General features: G+C 33.5%; 14 protein-coding genes. 1 reads left to right on the top strand and 13 read right to left on the bottom strand.

Annotated elements, in window-relative coordinates; translation table 11 throughout:
- Positions 1-2: 2 nt before the first annotated feature.
- Positions 3-935 carry an SGNH/GDSL hydrolase family protein gene (locus ACFFU9_RS12665; RefSeq protein WP_379861830.1) on the top strand — a complete coding sequence of 311 codons (933 nt, stop codon included), beginning with the start codon at positions 3-5 and terminating at the stop codon, positions 933-935.
- Positions 936-957: 22 nt separating this feature from the next.
- Here the strand turns inward: ACFFU9_RS12665 and ACFFU9_RS12670 are convergent, their stop codons facing one another.
- The 13 genes from ACFFU9_RS12670 to ACFFU9_RS12730 form a co-directional block, all read right to left on the bottom strand.
- The gene (locus ACFFU9_RS12670; protein ID WP_379861832.1) at positions 958-1,611 is read right to left on the bottom strand and encodes a hypothetical protein; all 654 of its coding nucleotides are present in this window, start codon (positions 1,609-1,611) and stop codon (positions 958-960) included.
- Between the two features lie 188 nt (positions 1,612-1,799).
- On the bottom strand, positions 1,800-2,984 hold the full coding sequence (locus ACFFU9_RS12675; protein WP_379861833.1) for a GNAT family N-acetyltransferase: 1,185 nt from the start codon (positions 2,982-2,984) through the stop codon (positions 1,800-1,802).
- 250 nt (positions 2,985-3,234) lie between these two features.
- Positions 3,235-4,449: a GNAT family N-acetyltransferase gene (locus tag ACFFU9_RS12680; RefSeq protein WP_379861834.1), complete on the bottom strand. Its 1,215-nt coding sequence runs from the start codon at positions 4,447-4,449 to the stop codon at positions 3,235-3,237.
- On the bottom strand, positions 4,439-5,623 hold the full coding sequence (locus ACFFU9_RS12685; protein WP_379861836.1) for a GNAT family N-acetyltransferase: 1,185 nt from the start codon (positions 5,621-5,623) through the stop codon (positions 4,439-4,441). The genes ACFFU9_RS12680 and ACFFU9_RS12685 overlap by 11 nt, the downstream gene beginning before the upstream one ends.
- A complete protein-coding gene (locus ACFFU9_RS12690; RefSeq protein WP_379861837.1) occupies positions 5,620-6,795 on the bottom strand; it encodes a GNAT family N-acetyltransferase in 1,176 nt (391 codons plus the stop codon). The genes ACFFU9_RS12685 and ACFFU9_RS12690 overlap by 4 nt, the downstream gene beginning before the upstream one ends.
- A gap of 9 nt (positions 6,796-6,804) precedes the next feature.
- Complete coding sequence (locus ACFFU9_RS12695) at positions 6,805-8,052, bottom strand: GNAT family N-acetyltransferase (RefSeq protein ID WP_379861838.1); 1,248 nt, start codon at positions 8,050-8,052, stop codon at positions 6,805-6,807.
- Positions 8,049-9,797: an acetyltransferase gene (locus ACFFU9_RS12700; protein ID WP_379861839.1), complete on the bottom strand. Its 1,749-nt coding sequence runs from the start codon at positions 9,795-9,797 to the stop codon at positions 8,049-8,051. The genes ACFFU9_RS12695 and ACFFU9_RS12700 overlap by 4 nt, the downstream gene beginning before the upstream one ends.
- A gap of 4 nt (positions 9,798-9,801) precedes the next feature.
- Positions 9,802-10,416, bottom strand: a complete 615-nt coding sequence (locus tag ACFFU9_RS12705; RefSeq protein WP_379861840.1) for a sugar transferase — start codon at positions 10,414-10,416, stop codon at positions 9,802-9,804.
- A 238-nt stretch (positions 10,417-10,654) separates the two neighbouring features.
- Positions 10,655-11,938, bottom strand: coding sequence for a phenylacetate--CoA ligase family protein (locus tag ACFFU9_RS12710; RefSeq protein ID WP_379861841.1), 1,284 nt, complete (start codon positions 11,936-11,938; stop codon positions 10,655-10,657).
- Positions 11,939-11,950: 12 nt separating this feature from the next.
- Positions 11,951-12,994, bottom strand: coding sequence for a sugar-transfer associated ATP-grasp domain-containing protein (locus ACFFU9_RS12715; protein WP_379861842.1), 1,044 nt, complete (start codon positions 12,992-12,994; stop codon positions 11,951-11,953).
- 106 nt (positions 12,995-13,100) lie between these two features.
- Positions 13,101-13,763, bottom strand: a complete 663-nt coding sequence (locus ACFFU9_RS12720; protein WP_379861843.1) for an acetyltransferase — start codon at positions 13,761-13,763, stop codon at positions 13,101-13,103.
- A gap of 515 nt (positions 13,764-14,278) precedes the next feature.
- Entirely contained in the window at positions 14,279-15,307 is a 1,029-nt protein-coding gene (locus ACFFU9_RS12725) for an acyltransferase (protein ID WP_379861844.1), read from the bottom strand.
- A 123-nt stretch (positions 15,308-15,430) separates the two neighbouring features.
- The gene (locus ACFFU9_RS12730) at positions 15,431-16,582 is read right to left on the bottom strand and encodes a glycosyltransferase family 4 protein (RefSeq protein ID WP_379861845.1); all 1,152 of its coding nucleotides are present in this window, start codon (positions 16,580-16,582) and stop codon (positions 15,431-15,433) included.
- Positions 16,583-16,751 lie beyond the last annotated feature (169 nt).

Genomic DNA, 16,751 nt, shown 5'->3' on the forward strand with positions numbered 1-16,751 from the left:
ATATGGTACTTAAACTAATTAAGAAACTGGCCTTATATACATTGATATGTCTTGGTATTGTAACCTTTTTTTTGGAAACCCAGGGCAGGCACATAGATGCTTTTTATGAAAAATTTACCACACCTAAGGTCAATGCCATGATTGTAGGCGATTCCAGAGGTTTTCAAGGCATAACACCGTATGTCATTAATGAAAAACTATCTTCTGCATCCTATAGTTTGCCTATTTATAATTATAGTTTTACCATTGGTCAAGCGCCCATAGGGCCGCTATATAGAAAAAGTATTCTTAAGAAATTAAAACAAGAAGAAAATAATGGCTTGTTTTTAATAGCGCTTACCCCTTTAATGCTATCCTCTAATAATGAAAATATCAATGAGGCTGGTGAGTTTTCAGAAAGGAAAGAACCGCCACATAACATGATTTTTGTGGATAAACGTCCTAACTACGAGTATTTTATAAAAAACATCAATTACTTTGAGTTTAAAGCTATGTTCAAAAAAGAATATACCGTACATAAAGATGGTTGGATGGAAATCAATCATATCTCAAAGGATAAACGTGTGTTAAAAGCCTGGAAAAACACCCAAATGGATCGATTTAAAGAAATGGCCAAAACGAGTAGTCCTTCTAATTACCGTTTAAAAAGTTTAGACACCTTAGTACAGACATTAAAAATATTTGGTGAGGTGTATCTGTTAAGACTACCTATTGATGCTGATTTTTTAGATTTAGAACATGAGTATTTTCCTGACTTTAATACTAGGATCGATGACGTCGCAAAAAAGAACGGAGTAAAATATTTTAATTTTGGAACGACTGATACTACAGACTATTTTGCTTTTGAGGGCCATCATCTGGATGTAGAATCCGCAGAGTTGTTCAGTAAGAACGTGAGTGATTCCATAATAAAATATAGCACCGCTAATAAATAATATCAGAATTCAGATGGGGCTTTTAATCAAATAGCCAAGGGTTTTTTGCTTTAAGTTTTTTAGGTATTTCCACATATACCGTTCGTCTTACAAAAAAACGCCATTTAGTCACTTGCAGTTTATGGGGTCTGGCTTCTAGTTTTATGGCTCCTTTTAAAGACTCAATATTACTAATTTCTATACAACTTACGGCCCATCTGTAACCTAATTCCAATGCTTTTTTACCTAGGTGATAATTAACAACAGAATAGATATTCATGCCTCTATAGCGCTCAACAGCATACGCTCTTTCAAAAATACACTCATCCTCCTCTAATGAGGGAAAGTTATGGCCAAAAAAACTTTTTATTTTTTCGTTTTGGGAAGGCTCTATAAACCACTCCCTAAAACAAGGCGTACCATCTTGGGTAACTGCCACATAACACGTTGGTATGTTGGCGTTTAAAAGCATGTCGTCTAAAGGTAGCCCCTTAAAATGTTCGTAATCGGAATCTCTGTATGGACGGATGCTTACTTCTATCTTCGCTTCTGGAATATAGGTAATGCCACGATTAAGGTCTCTTCTAAAAAAATAATAAGAGGTATTAGAATAAATTCTATTTTTTATTATTTTAAAAATTACTGTAATATCGCCATGAGTTAGCAGGCTAAAAAATACCTTAATTTTGTTTTTCATAGTAGGGGCGGGGTTTTCTAATCGACAAATATATTAATCTTAAATTTATAACAAAAATTAAAATAGGCTTATCCTTATAAAATAAGGCCGTATTTTAATCGCAGCGATAAGAAGAAAAGGCTGTTTTTTTTATTGGAATAGGCCTTAGTCATCAGCACAAGATTAGCCATTAAACAGCATATAAAAACCTATGGTTTTAAAAGCTTAAGACTTAAAGTTTGTTTTTTGTTTTTCCCTATAATTAAATAATCCTGATTTGCTTTAATCTCGAAAACATTCAAGTCCTTTATATGCTCTTTATGCATGTATAAAAATTCATTTATAGGTTTCTTTATAAAAACGAAAGCTGGACTCTCTTCAGTAATTTGATTAAGGCCATTCGTGTCTATCGCTTTAACATCTTCAAAAGTAAATAAAAACGCTTCTCGATAAGGCGTGTTCTTTTTAAATTTACACTTAATAGTATCCACTAAAACATCTATGTTTTTAGATTTTAAATAATTTTTGATATTTAATTTCTGAATTTGAATAGCCGCCGCTATTTGGGCTAAAGTAGTATGTTTTGGATATAGGATATGATGGTTAAAGCTGTAAATAAGGTTGCTCCAGCGCCTTTTGTATTCTAAGTCGCCATATGCCATATCCATAAGATCGTACTTGTTTTCCACACTCCATTCTAACAACTTATAAAGCGATATGTTTCCTAATGCAAATTTCGCATAGTCTATATCATAAGAAGGTACTGAAACAAATAGTATATTATTAAAATGATGGTTTAAACAGATATGCACAGGAACGGTATTATGATAAATCACAAATAAAGAAGCCTTTTTTTCTTTTATTAAAGCATAGCTTGTTTTTAGGTAATCGTCCCAATGTTTTAAAACCTTATTCGAATCGTTACGTTGGTTAAATCTATGGGTTAACATATGATGTAGGGTATTCATCAAGAAGTGATAATGCGCTTCTGAAATATCACCAAAATACATATGGTACTGTGCATTAAAACAACTTTCGAATCGGTTTACAAATCTTAAAATATTGGCTCTAAAACTCTTTTTGAACTCCGATTTAAAAAGGGTCTCTAGATCCGCATATTCTTTTAAAAGAATGGCATAACCTGTTATTTTATTTTGGGGCATTTCAACAACATTAAACGGAGTGTTGCTATTAAAATTAGGATGCAAATAAGAAGGGAATAGGGCTACATTGGTTGTGTTTTTAATAGTAGCATTCTCTTGGCTATTAGAGGTGAATATGGTTTTTTGATTGTGTTCAAATACTAATTGGCGGTAGCCATCCAAAACCTTGTTTTCTTTAGAAAGCGTATTGTAAAAGTCCTTTTTTACAACCTTATAGTTTTTAAATATCAAATCAATCCGATTTTTTAATGTTAATACTAGATGGGTTCATTTTATAAAATAGCGCCCTGCTCATTTTACTTTATAATGTGTGCTATATTACTCTAGCTCTCAAAATTCAAATATTAAGATATCAATTTTACTGAAACTTTTGGACATTCGACCGTTTTATAATTTATTATTTTCATTTTAAACGCCACATTATTAGTTCCGTCAAGTATTTAGGCTTATTATGTGAGCTAATTGCTACACGGAGTCTGTTTTAAAGCGATATAGAAGAGTCGAAACACAGGTGAATGGCTTTTGTCTTTCCCTTAATTATAATACAATTGTTTTGATTTTTAATTTTATACACTATTATATTATCTAAATGCTCTTGTGTTTTATATAAAAAATCATAAATGGGTTTGTTAATAATTTGGGGGTAATCGCAATGGTTTTTAAAATCTATTTCTAATAACACATCTGGTTTAAAATCCTGAATACTTGTTATGTTTTTTATGGTGTAAGACTCTGTTTTTAAGTGTGATATGTTTGGTCTATTAATTGGAAACTTTAATTTAATTTTATTATAGAGCTCACTTTTTAAAACATCTTTCACGATGTTTTTAAGCTTAATTTTATAGAACGCTTTATTGGCCGATAGCCTAGACCTTATATTTTTGGTTCTGTAAAAAATATGGGTTTCTAAAACATAATGGTAATTGCACCACCTCTTTTTATATTCTAAATCGCCATTGCCCATATCTAAATAGACGTAGTGGTTTGCTATGCACCACTCCAATTGTTTGTAAACTGCCGTATTCCCTAAACCAAATTGGGCATAATCGATGTTATAAGCAGGGATATAAGCAAAAAACGTTTTGCCAAAATGGAAGTTTATAGAGATTTGTATAGGTTCCGTACCATTATAAATTACAAATAAAGAGGCTTTTTTTTCAAGAATTAAAGGATATAAAATAGAATGATACTTTTCCCAATCCCTTAAAATAAAATTATCGTCTTGCCGTTGTTGAAACCTCCTTAACAACATCCCATGGGCAAGCGCCATTAAATAGGTGTAATTTTTCTGTGTAATATCGCCATAAAACACCTTGTAATGAATATGAAAACAATGTTCCAAACGTTTCATTTTTTTTATAATAGGCGTTCTGGAGTTTTTGTTGAAATGTGCGTTTAAATATTGATTGATATCTGTTATTTCAGGGGCGATAACAATACCAAAACAATCTTGCTGATGCTGTTCAATTGTTTTAAAATCTACTCCTTGTGTTTCACCATGAATCTCAGGTTTTAAAAATTTTGGAAATGCTATATGGACCTGCAAGCCTATGTTCTTGTCCTTTGGGCTAAGCTTTGACGCTGTGTTTTGGTAAAATAAAGCGCCATTAAAACCATATGTTAAGGTTTTATATAACGGCGGAACCGTGTGGTCTTCCAGAAGCGCATTTAAAAAGTGGCTTTTTTCAATTTTCATGACCTAGGATATTGATTTTGATAAGGTTACTGCCTGTTTTAAGGATATAGCTATGAGCCTCATTTACGATTTTGTAAACGCTAATGGAGTCCATGTGTAGTTGATTGGAATATAGATATTCGTAAACAGGCTGTTTTAAAACGTCAAACGCTGGACTAGTAATGTCGATATTTTTTAAATCGGATGCTTTATATTGATCATTAGAAGCTACTACCTCTAGAACATAGCTAGGCCTAAAAGGAGTTACTTCTGTCTGCTCGGGTGTTTTTAAAAATGATTTTAACCGCAACACACGTTCCTTGATGTTTAATGTTTTTATTTTGTTTTTTAGCTGTATTTTTTTTACTTCTATTGCTGCAATCGCTTTTGCAAGAATCGAATGCTTTTTATAATAAATATGATATTCGAAATTATAAAACACATTGCACCATTTCATTTTATACTCCATAATACCAAACCCTAGATCTAAAACATTGTAGTTGTTTTTTAGGCACCAATCCAATAAAATATAATTGTCTAAATGCCCCAAACTGAATTTCGAATAAGCGGTATCGTAGGCATTTGTTTTGGCCATCAGCATCGTATCGTTTATATGAACATTAAGAGAAATGCTTATAGGCGATTTGTCGCTATAAATGACAAACAAAGATGCTTTCTTATTATTTATTTGTTTGGCAAGGTTTTTAGTATGCATATCCCATTCCCTTAAAAACATGTTTTCTGTTTTTTTTTCTGAAAAGCGTTTTATTAACATCGCACGAAGTTCAGACAGTAAAAAATCACATTTTTCTTCAGAAATATCTCCGAAATTATATTCGTAACTAATATTAAAAGACGTTTCTAAGCGGCTTATCGCTCTTTTTAAATTAATACGGAGCTGTTTTTTTGTGAATTTTTCTAAATAAGCATCTATTGTATACGGGCCATCTATAAAAATTCCCGCACCATCTTTACCTTTATGTACAACTTTTAGTGAATTATAAAGATCATGATTAACCAATTTATAGTTTAAATATGTAGGCACCAAGCTCACATAAAGCACTTGGTTTTGAGTTGCTTTGGCGTCTTTATTTAAATAATCGGTATGGTTAATAGATACTTTTTCATAACACACAGGAATAACCCCTTGATTAAGGAAATCCCAGATAAATTGTTCTCTTCTTATGTGCTTCATTCTACCAAATGGCTATTCGTTATTAACGCTTGGCTTTTTTTTCCTTTAATGAGAAAGTGAGTATTATCGGTTTTAACGTGATACACCTTAACCTCATTAAAGCGCTCTGTGTTTAAATATAAAAAATCGTAAACAGGTTTTCTTAAATAACCATAAGCCTCTGTATTAACATCAATTTCTATTAAGGTATTACTATCAAGCTCATTAGCATGATTAACTTTAGTTATGGTATAAGTGCTATTAGGGGATGTTTTTTTACTGTTTTTAATCTTATTCTTAAAATCGTGCAGTGCCGTATTAACACCTTTGGCCAAAAGATAATTTATAAGATTGTATTTATGTTTTAATAGAAAAGCATAACGCTTTCCTATGCCTGTTTTGGTACTGTAAATAACATGGTGTTCAAAATTATAACGGGTGTTGCACCAGTTCAGTTTGTTTTCAAACCCCCCATATCCCATATCAAATAAACTAAACTTGTTTTCGATGCACCATTCTAGATTTTTATAAATTACGGTATTGCCTAAAGTAAACTTAGCATAATCTAAATCGAAGGTGGGAATTGCAAAATAAAACACCTTGTTAAAAATAAAATTTAATGAAAACGCAATGGGCTTATCGTTATGGTATATTACAAATAAGCACGCTTTTTTTTGGATAATGCTTTTTAAACTATTTTTTAAATAAAAGTCCCATTGCTGCAACACGATATTTTTATCGTTCCGTTGTTCAAAACGTCTTTTCAGCATTTGGTAGAACCGATCCATTAGAAAAGCATAGGTTTCGGTATCTATGGCGCCATAAAACATCTTATATTCTATATTCAAACAGGTTTCCAAACGTTTTAAAGGCCGCCTCACGTTACCTCTAAAATTTGTTTTACAGTTCGCATTTAAATAGTGTTCTACAGACTCGCATCCATCTAAGTGTGCTGCAAAGCCTGCTTTTTGGAATACTTTTTCAGTTTTTAAATTTTCAGAGGTATTTACGCTTAAATAATCTGGAACATAGGTATAGGAATGAAGTTTGGATTCTTGTTTTTTAGTTACCTGCTCCTTGTTTTTATAAATTGTTTTAGCATGAAATGCCACAGATTTATAAATAGGAGGGATGCTGTTTTTTTCAAACAGGCTAAAGTAAAAATTCCGTTTAATGATGTAATTTTCAATCATCCTAGTTTGTTAGTTTTGAACTTCAAGTACCAAACATTGTTTTGTAGTTTTAAATAAAAAACAATCCTTGGGTTGGTTATTGATTTTAAAAATATGAATATTTTTTATATGAGTACTACTTAAAAACGCAAAATCGAAGAGTTCTTTTTTCAAAAAGGCATATGGAGCCGACAAATTTATGGCCGTTAAGTCTTCTTTTTTATAAACGATGGTTTCGGGCGCTACCACTAACACTGCGCCTTTAGGGCTTATTTCTTTTTTTTGCAGGCTATAGGTGGCTTTATGAAGCTTTTCATGGATGTTTTTAGCTCTTAAATACTGTTTAAACTGAAAAAGGGCGGTTATGGCGTTTGCTTTTAAAGCAGCGCTAAGCGATTTCGAATCATAATAGACATGATACTCAAAATCGTATTTTAAATCGCTCCAACTGGCCTTATAATCAAAATAACCTTTTGAAAAATCAAAGATGCTGTACTTGTTTTTAAAACTCCATTCTAAAGCCTTCATAATAGACACTTTACCGATATGGAATTTAGAATAGTCGATATCGAACACCGTTATCGCATCAAAAACAATAGTTTCCGAAAAATATAAAAGGCGCACACTTATGGGTGTATCCTCGTTGTATAATACATGTAATGCCGCTTTTCGCTCTACAAGTAACGGGTAGGCTACCGCTTTATAAAAAGCCCATTCGTCTGGGTTTAAATTATTATTGGTGATTCTTTTATCTTGAAAGCGCTTGATCAACAATTGGTTAAAATGGTCAAAAACAAAATCATACTCAGCCTTATCAATGGCGCCAATTAACATTTTTTCTTTAATATCAAAACACATTTCCAGGCGTCTTTGGTAGCGGTTTAGTTTTTGAAGGCTACTTTTACTAAAGGTTTTTTTAAGATAATCATTAAAGTCGGTATAATTCTTTTGATGCACTAAAAACCCGGGATATTGTTTTATTTTTTTAAATTTTATGCCTTCAGGAAGCGCTTGGGTATTCACTTCAAAATATTGAGGCACATCATAAATGAGAGCTGTCTTGTTTTTAAAATCTTGCGGCATTTCATTTTCAACTAAAGCATAAGACATCCCTTTAGTTAAATTTTTCCCCACATTGGTGTATATAGATAGCCTATTGGACTTAAAAAAAGACAGTCCTTTTATAAATCCAAATGTTTGGGCCCTCTTTCCTTTATTGAAGTGCGATTCCCATATTTGAGCAAACGTTTCTGAAGCAAAAGGATTTTTTAATGTCACGAGTCTGTATTTAAATGGTTTTCTGCTCTATAAAGCGGAAAGAAATCGGACGCTATTGGACTGTTTTTTTTCGAAACCAATTCATTATAAACCGCCTCGTTCACGATAAGTTTCCATAAATAAAAGGGCTTAAAGTCTTTAGAAAAGGAGGCTTTAAAATCAAATAAAGAATCATCATCCTTACCGCCTAAGCCGCCGCCTAAATTAAAGAACTTATAGCCTTCTTGCGTAGCGATAATACGCATTTCGTCAATTAATAGCTTTGTGGGCATCACATGTAAAAACGCTTCTTTAGTACCCGATAGATGGTATTGTACAATAGTATGGGTCATGATAAACATACTCCCTGCAATAATGGTCCCAGATTCATTATCAATAGCCAACAGCACTTCCGTTCTAAAATCCTTGCTTTTAAGAATATCCTCAAAATAAGCACTACTAAAATAATAGTCTTTTTTAGCCTGTACCCGATCCATATTTTCGTAATAGATGTCGATATAAGCCTGAATTTCGGCAGGCGTTTCCGCTTTTCTAATAGTACATAGTCTTCTGGCCTTATTTACATGGGTTTTAAGCCTGCTGGCATACAGGGCGCGCTGTTTTTCCAGCTTTAAATCTAAATCAATATTCACCACCTGACCTTGTAGACTTACGTCTCCAAAGTTTTTAAGCACGAGGTGTTGATGCGCCATAAAAGGATTGAGTCTAGAAAATACAGAGATAATGTTATTTTCTATAAAATAATTTTTAAGGCTTTTAATAAAATTCGAATTATTAAAGTCTGCCTCTATTTTTTTGGTAATGGGCCCCGGATAACCATACACCGAAGTGGCATCTTTATAAACCGTTCCAGGAATATCCCTAAGCAATAAAGGGATGGCGATTAATGCCCCTACTTTTTTATAAACCACCAACACAGGGGTTTCATCTGGTTTTTTAGAAAGCATGTGGTAGTCGTAGGTGTGATAAAAATCGTAGCTTCCAATGCCTTGAATAAGCTTATCCCAGGGTGCTTTTTTATCAATAACCTCAATTTGGGGGTACGACTCAATTTTTTCTTTAGCATATTTATCTGCATTGTACAGATATTTTTCCCCTTTGGCTATTTCTTTAATCACCTTACCGGGGATGCCGTACACCATTTTATAATCGCCTACTTTTCTGTTTACCAAAGCGCCAGCCCCAATAATCGAGTGGATGCCAATACTTATATCCTGAATAACATTAGCACTTAAGCAGATAGCACTAAAAGCACCTATTTTAACATTACCGCCTACAGTAGCATTAGGCGCTAAACTTGCAAATTTGCCTAAATTACAATCATGTTCTAGCAGAGCGCCTGTGTTTATAATACAGAAGTCTTCTATTTTAGCATCGCTATTCACGATTGCTCCAGCCATAATTACTGTACCTTTTCCTATTTTAACCCCTTTCCCAATGATGGATTTAGGATGAATGGCCGATATAAATTCAAATTCGGGTACAATTTTTATTATTTTTTTATAAATATTTTTACGCGTCCAGTTATCACCAATGGCAATAATACCAGCATAAAAATCATAAGTTTGGCTTAAGGCAGGGATGTCTTTTTCGTTCCCTAATATTTCATATTGAAAAATAAAACTGCCTTTAGGCTTAAAAGAATCTATAAGTCCAACAATAGTATAGTCTTCTAATTGCTCTATAATATCAATAATAACCTTAGCATGACCAGATGCTCCTATTATAATAATGTTTTTAGACATAGCGCTATATTGTTGTTTTACTGCCTGTAAAAACCGGCATGTTTAAATTATCAGCACTATTAACGCCATCCTTAATAATCACTTTTTTAATGGTTAGCAGGATGATTTTAAGGTCTAGCATAAAGGAGAGGTTGTTTACATACCAAGTATCTAAAGCAAACTTTTGTTCCCAAGAAATGGTATTTCTACCGTTTACCTGAGCCCAGCCCGTTATACCGGGTTTTACCAAGTGTCTTTTTTTCTGTTCGGTATTGTATAGCGGTAGATATTCTACCAAGAGCGGTCTTGGGCCAACAAGGCTCATATCGCCTTTAATTACATTGATAAGCTGCGGAATTTCATCTAAGGAATATTTTCTAATAAACGCTCCTACCTTTGTAATACGGTCCTCATAAGGCAATAAGTTACCTTGAGCATCTTTTTTATCGTTCATAGATTTGAATTTAATGATAGAAAAGATACCCTCATTTTTCCCAGGTCTCGCCTGAAAAAAGAAGGGTTTGCCATTATTGCTAAAAAACAAAAAAACAGTAACAAATAGAAAGATGGGAAACAGCACAATAAAGCCCAATACGGCCAAGACAAAGTCCAGTGCTCTTTTTATAATTATACGGTACATAAATTTTAATTTACGGTAAAATTAATCAATAAAACGAGTATTAAAACTTTTAATAGACTAATGGCTGTTTTGTTTGATAAATGGAGAAGCGCTACGGTATAAGGCGCAGTTTTATTTAAAAAAAAAGTAAGTACAGCTAACTCCAATGCCTTGCGAATGCAGAAGAATGCTTTGCTTACATGACAAAAAAATCTATAAAGCAGGGGTAAACCAGAGCCTATATCCTATAATATACTTTTTAAGGAGTCATGTCGTTTACCATCACGCGTCTTTTGCCCGAAGCCAATAAAGGGATCTCATTTACATAGTCCATTTCAATATGTGCATCGTGACCTAAATGCGACTTAAAATCGGCAATAAATTTAGCTTCCTTCTTAAATTCACCATCTATATTTATTTTAAAAACATAATGATTAGCCTTTTTTTGGATTAATTGGCATTGATTGAGTTCGTGGTAGTTGTTAATTAACAGGAGGATGTTATTGGAAATAATCTCGCCTTTGGTGTTGGTTATGGCATCTATTTTTCGGCCTTCCACTTCTGTTAAAACGAAATGGCCATCTATATGGGCTATAGTTCCAATATCGCCCGTGTCATAACGGATCATCGGCATACAATAATTAAATAAATCGGTTATCACGATGCGTCCTTTGGTGCCTTCTGGAACTGGTAGATCTGCATTTAATTCTAGAATTTCAACATGATAACTAGCGGTATTGATTATAAAATAAGAGGTTCCTGGGAATTGTTGTGCAATAATGCCATTTTCTACATTAGAGTATCGGGATACCGTATCTACATTAAAATATGTTTTTAGCGCGTTTTTCGTATAAGGGCTTAGGTGCTCTGAAATAGCAATAGCAGATTGGAGATTACAAGCCATCGGTTGGGCATTTGTTTTATCCAAAAATTTGCACAGCTGCTCGAAGGTTGAAGCATAGCCAATAAAGCTTTTAGGAGTTTTATCACTTTTTAGTTGTTCAACAAGCTTCGCTAAATACGTATCATTTAAATCGAAAACCTCTATAGGTTTAATGTTTTGTACCCATTTTGTAAGCATTCCTTTTTTTTCAAAAGCATGCCACATTCTAAAGTAAAATAGCTTATTTCCTATGGTGTAGCCTGCTTTTCCAGAAAAATATAAATTATCGGCTGCATTTCGTAGTGTTTTGTCTTTGTTTTGAAAAGATTTAAATGGGACACCCGTAGAGCCGCTAGTGCTTTTTTTAACTTTTTTTTTATTTATATACGATAAGGATTGAAATTCATCAAAGTTGTCTTTGATGATGTTTTTATTTATAACAGGAAAGCCCTCTAGGCGACAAACATGCTTATAAGCTGCATAAAAGGGCACGCTTGCTTTCGCATGATTTAAAATATGGGCAATATAGTTGCTCGTTTTATTTATATCGCCATGTTCGATAATGTGTTTGACATCGTTGTAATGCTTGTTTTTTTTACGTCCTGTAATAGCGTCGAAAACATTAAAAAGATAATATCTCGGGTTATTAAATGATAACATGATTGAAAATGCTTAGGGGTTTATTTCTTTTAAAATATCCTTTATTAATGGGTGCTTACAATAGCCTCCATAAGCGATGTCTGCCATGCTTAAGCAAGGGTTTGTATTGCCTTCAACAATAATAGGCCCAAAATTGCCTATAGCAATATCCCATCCAATAATGCGAGTAGGGGTTTTTAGGGATGCTAATTTAGCGAGTTCTAAAGTCTCATGTAGAAATGGAATTTTAAAACCATTTAATATTATTTTTGAGTCGGGGTGGCAGCCATGAACGCCTCCGCCTTTATCGAGGTCTTGAAATCCCGAACCCACAAGGGAACCTGCTTCCATATTAACAGCAACAAAAAAACCACCAGCACTTGTGTTATCGGTTATACTAGTGCCTATTCCAAAACGCATTAATGCCGATAATACATGTGCTTTGCCTTCTGTATCCAAATAGGTGTTTACCCGAATGGTATTTACAGAGTTGCTGTGCACCACATTGATATCAGGGTGCTGATTGATTTTCTCTTGATGAATATAACTAGTCGTTAAAAGGGTGTCTCCATGTTTTAAAATCTGTTCCTTTAATTTTGCTTTTTCAAGTACCAGACATCCTTTGCCACCAATGCCTTTTATTGGTTTTAAAAACAAGGCGTCTTGTGTGGTATCGGTAAAGACCGTAATAAAAAAAGCGGCTAATGCTTTGTGGTTGGTTATTGTATAGGTTTCGGAATTGTAAAAATATGTATGCCTAACGTTATAGCTTATCAATTTAGGTGTAGGCAGTTGGTTTTGTGCAGCATGCCAAGAAAAGCATAGTTTGTTATCTAAAATCATCGCTATTTCAGGAATGAGGATTTTAGGCGATTCGATAATGCTGTAGTACTGCTTTTTAGTTAGATAGGAGGTATGGTCCAGAACTTCTTTTCGGTATAAATATTTTCTAAAATAATCTACCGGTAAGTCTTTTTTAACATACCCAAAGTGTATTAATTCCTTGGCTATTACAAATGGGGGCTTTTTGTTTTTATCTTTTAAAAAAACCTGAAAGTTTTTAAGTCTGGATAGCATTTTTGTTACATTTAAGTTCTTTCATTCCTTTAGATCTATAATTCTAACCCCATATAAAAGGGATTATTTGTTTTGTACCATCACGGGACCATGGGGAGTGCGTTATTCACCAAGTTTCCCCTTTGCTTATTTTCTTTATAACTTTACCTGGTACACCGTAAACCATTTTATAACCCCCTATTTTCCTGTTAATTAGAGCTCCCGCACCAATAACGCAATGTGTTCCAATACTTATACCCTGTATAACATTAGCATTTAAAGCAATGGCACTTAAAGCACCAATTTTTACGTTACCGCCTACAGTAGCATTAGACCCTAAACTAGAATAATTGTTCATTTTACTATCATGACCTAGGGAGGCTTGGGCGTGGATGACACAAAAATCTCCTATTTTCGCATCACTGTTCACCACTGCACCTGCCATAATAACAGCGCCCCGACCTATTTTTACATTTTTATCAATGATGGATTTTGGATGAATGGCGCTTATAAAATTAAAATCCGGGAGGTGTTTTTTAATATCTTTATAGATGTTCTTTCTCGTCCAGTTATCACCAATGGCAATAACCCCCGTAAAAACGTTATAGGTTTTGCTTAAATAGGGAATGTCTTTATCTTGTCCTAAAATTTCATAACCGAAAACCCTTGTGCCTTTACATTTAAAGGAATCAATAAGTCCGATTATACTATAGTTTCCTAAGGTCTCAATAATTTCAATAATAACTTTGGCATGGCCAGAAGCTCCTATTATAATAAGATTTCTTTGCATGAATTCACATAGTTTAATTTAAAAAAAACAATTTTCCCATGGTGTTCGGAGCATACAAAAATGGGGTTGGTTTATATAATCATGCTATTAATATTTAAAAAACAGTAAAAATAAGAAATTTCTTTCTATAGACTAGCTTAAAATAATATAAAGACATCCAATGAAGATGTTGCGCATCTTAAATACATACCTAAAAACGTAAAAATCTTTCGATAATCAGGTGAGCCTAATGCTTTTTTGATTGTTTGTGAGAAAATAAATTAAAATTATGACTTGTGGAATAATTATAGACGAACTGTTAGTTAAGTTTGATAAAGGGATAGGGCTGTATGGTCTTTTATGCTTTTCTTCTCTAGCTTAAAACAGCTATTAGGCGATGCCTATCCATGTCAATCCTATAAGGATTCTTTACTTCGCAAGCTCCGTTCTGAATGACAAGAAAAAGGTGTCAACGCAGTTGAAAAACTAAAGCCGTATATTTCTAATAAATTGTTACGCTAGAAAAACACGGGGATTTAAGATTGTTTCTCTACACCTATAATATAACGACTCATGGGCAAAAGCACAATTAATCTGCAAATAATCAAGCATATTAAAAGTGATAATAATGAAATTAACGGTGTTTCTAATAAAGGATGTGATAATCGGTTTGACTCAAACAAAACCCAAACAAAATCTCTAATAACTAAAATATGCATTAAATATATGCCAAAAGAATACTTTGCAATTATATTCATAGCTCTTTCAATAGGGTCTGGTAAAGTGAAATTTTGAAAAAATAGAAAAATGGAAGTAACAAATAAAGCACTAGTTATCGATAAATTATGAGATGCAATTTCTAAAAATTTTCTATCAACAAAATATGCATATAATAATGGAGTCGCTCCTAAAACAATTAATGCGCTTATAATACAAATACCTTTAAGTTTTCTTTTAAAGATAATGGGGTATTGTCTTAAATAAACACCAAGAAATAAATAGCCAATAAACCCTCCCAGATAAACAGTTATAAAATTATAATGTCCATTAATTTCATAAATATTAGAATGGAATATAAGATTAAGATATGGAATTAGCAGTGTTAAAAACCATATCGCTAAAATTACTTGTAATGTTTTCTTGTTGCTTTCTTTAAGCCAAGGAGAGACGATAGGAATAATTAAATATAGGCCACAAATAGCATACACAAACCAATAAACCCCTGTAACAGGTAAAATAGGAAATAACAATAATTTATTAATAGACTCACTAACAGTTAGTTCATTTTGAAAAAACTTAATAATAACAAATATAAATGACCAGAAGAAAAATGGGGGTATGAGCTTGCTAAATCTTTTTTTGTAAAATGCCAATAATTCTAAACGTGTTGGCGCTAATAAACTGGATGACATGGTAACAAAAAGCTCAGAACTTGGCGAACCCATTATTGAAAAAAGCACCATAAAAGGACCAAAAGAAAGGTCTACGGCAGGCATAGCTGAATGGGTTAGTATAACTAAATAGCAAGCAAACGCTCTTAGATTATTAAAATATTGAATTTGCATATGAAAATTATTGACACTTTTTAGTTGGTTTCAATATGATGTTTTTAGATATGTAATTCTTAAAAAAACTACTATTAATCAATTACTAGGTGTTTTTAATATAAAAACAAGAGTTTCAAGAAACTAATCAAGACTCTTATACTCCTCCAAAATAGCTTCCCAAACCAATCGCCTTTCGTAATGCGATACAATATGGGCTCGGGATTGTTCCCCCATAGCTTTTGCTTCGGCTGGATGTGAACACATATAGATCATCGCCTTTAAAAGCGCTTCTACATCTTTTGTGGGTATAATCAGGCCACTATGCTTGTTTTTAATAATTTCATTACAGCCATTTATATCGGTAACAATACTAGGCAATTCCATAGCGCCCGCTTGCATTACTACATTAGGGAAACCTTCTCTATAGCTAGGGAAGGTGAGCGCATGCGATATTGCCAAGTAAGGTCTTACATCTGCAACCCATCCCGTACTCATAATATTTGTATTAGAGGCTATGGCGGCCATTGTTTCTGGAAGCAGTGGGTCTAAATCATCTTCATAGCCTCCAATAAGTAAAAGCTTTATAGCGCTATGTGTTTGGTTTAAAAGATTAAAAGCGTTTACCAATTCATTGATGCCTTTATCTTTTACTAAGCGCCCCACAAAAACAAATACAAAATCATCTGCGTTTATATGCCACGTTTTTTTTAAAGCAAGCTTTGTTGCCGCAGCTACTTGTTCAGGGTTAAAATGGAGGGTGTCTATACCGTTTGAACTGCCGTTTGCCAAAACTTTTAGTTTCGTTTTTACTGTAAATTTTTGTTCTAAAATAATATCATAGAGCCCATGCGAATTGGGGTATATTTTAGTTGCACAACGGTAGGTGTTTTTTTCTACTAAATTTAAAATATGTCTTTTTGCTCCAACAGCCTCGAGTAGAGGTAAACCGGCAATGGTATGCAGCCGGTGTGGCACACCGGCCAACTTAGCCGCCAACATGCCTAACGTTCCGGCTTTTGGTGTGTGCGTATGTACGATAAATGGCTTTTCTTTCTTAAAAATTTTGTATAGTTGGTAAACGCCTATTATATCCTTTAAAGGAGTGATTTTTCTGGTCATATGAACCGGGTAGGCTTTTATCTGCTCCTTTTTGGCTAAGTGCTCTAAAAAATCTCCAGAAGGGGACGACACGCCCACAACCTCGAAATGTTTGGACATAAACTTTAATTGTCCTTGTAGTAAATCGCGTAGCGATCCTGGCACTGTAGTAATACGGATTAATTTTTGCTTCATTTTAATAAGCTAGACTTTTATAGTCTGACGGCACAAATATAAAAAAGTAATTTGTTTGTAAGCGGATTGTCTGTTTTAGTGCACGAATTTTGCGACGAACGGAATTTGATGTGTTTGTCCTATAAAAAAACGCTAATTCCGGTATCTATAAGCAATTTAGCACCTATTC

It is taken from the genome of Mariniflexile ostreae (genome assembly GCF_042427585.1).
Taxonomy (GTDB): domain Bacteria; phylum Bacteroidota; class Bacteroidia; order Flavobacteriales; family Flavobacteriaceae; genus Pseudalgibacter; species Pseudalgibacter ostreae.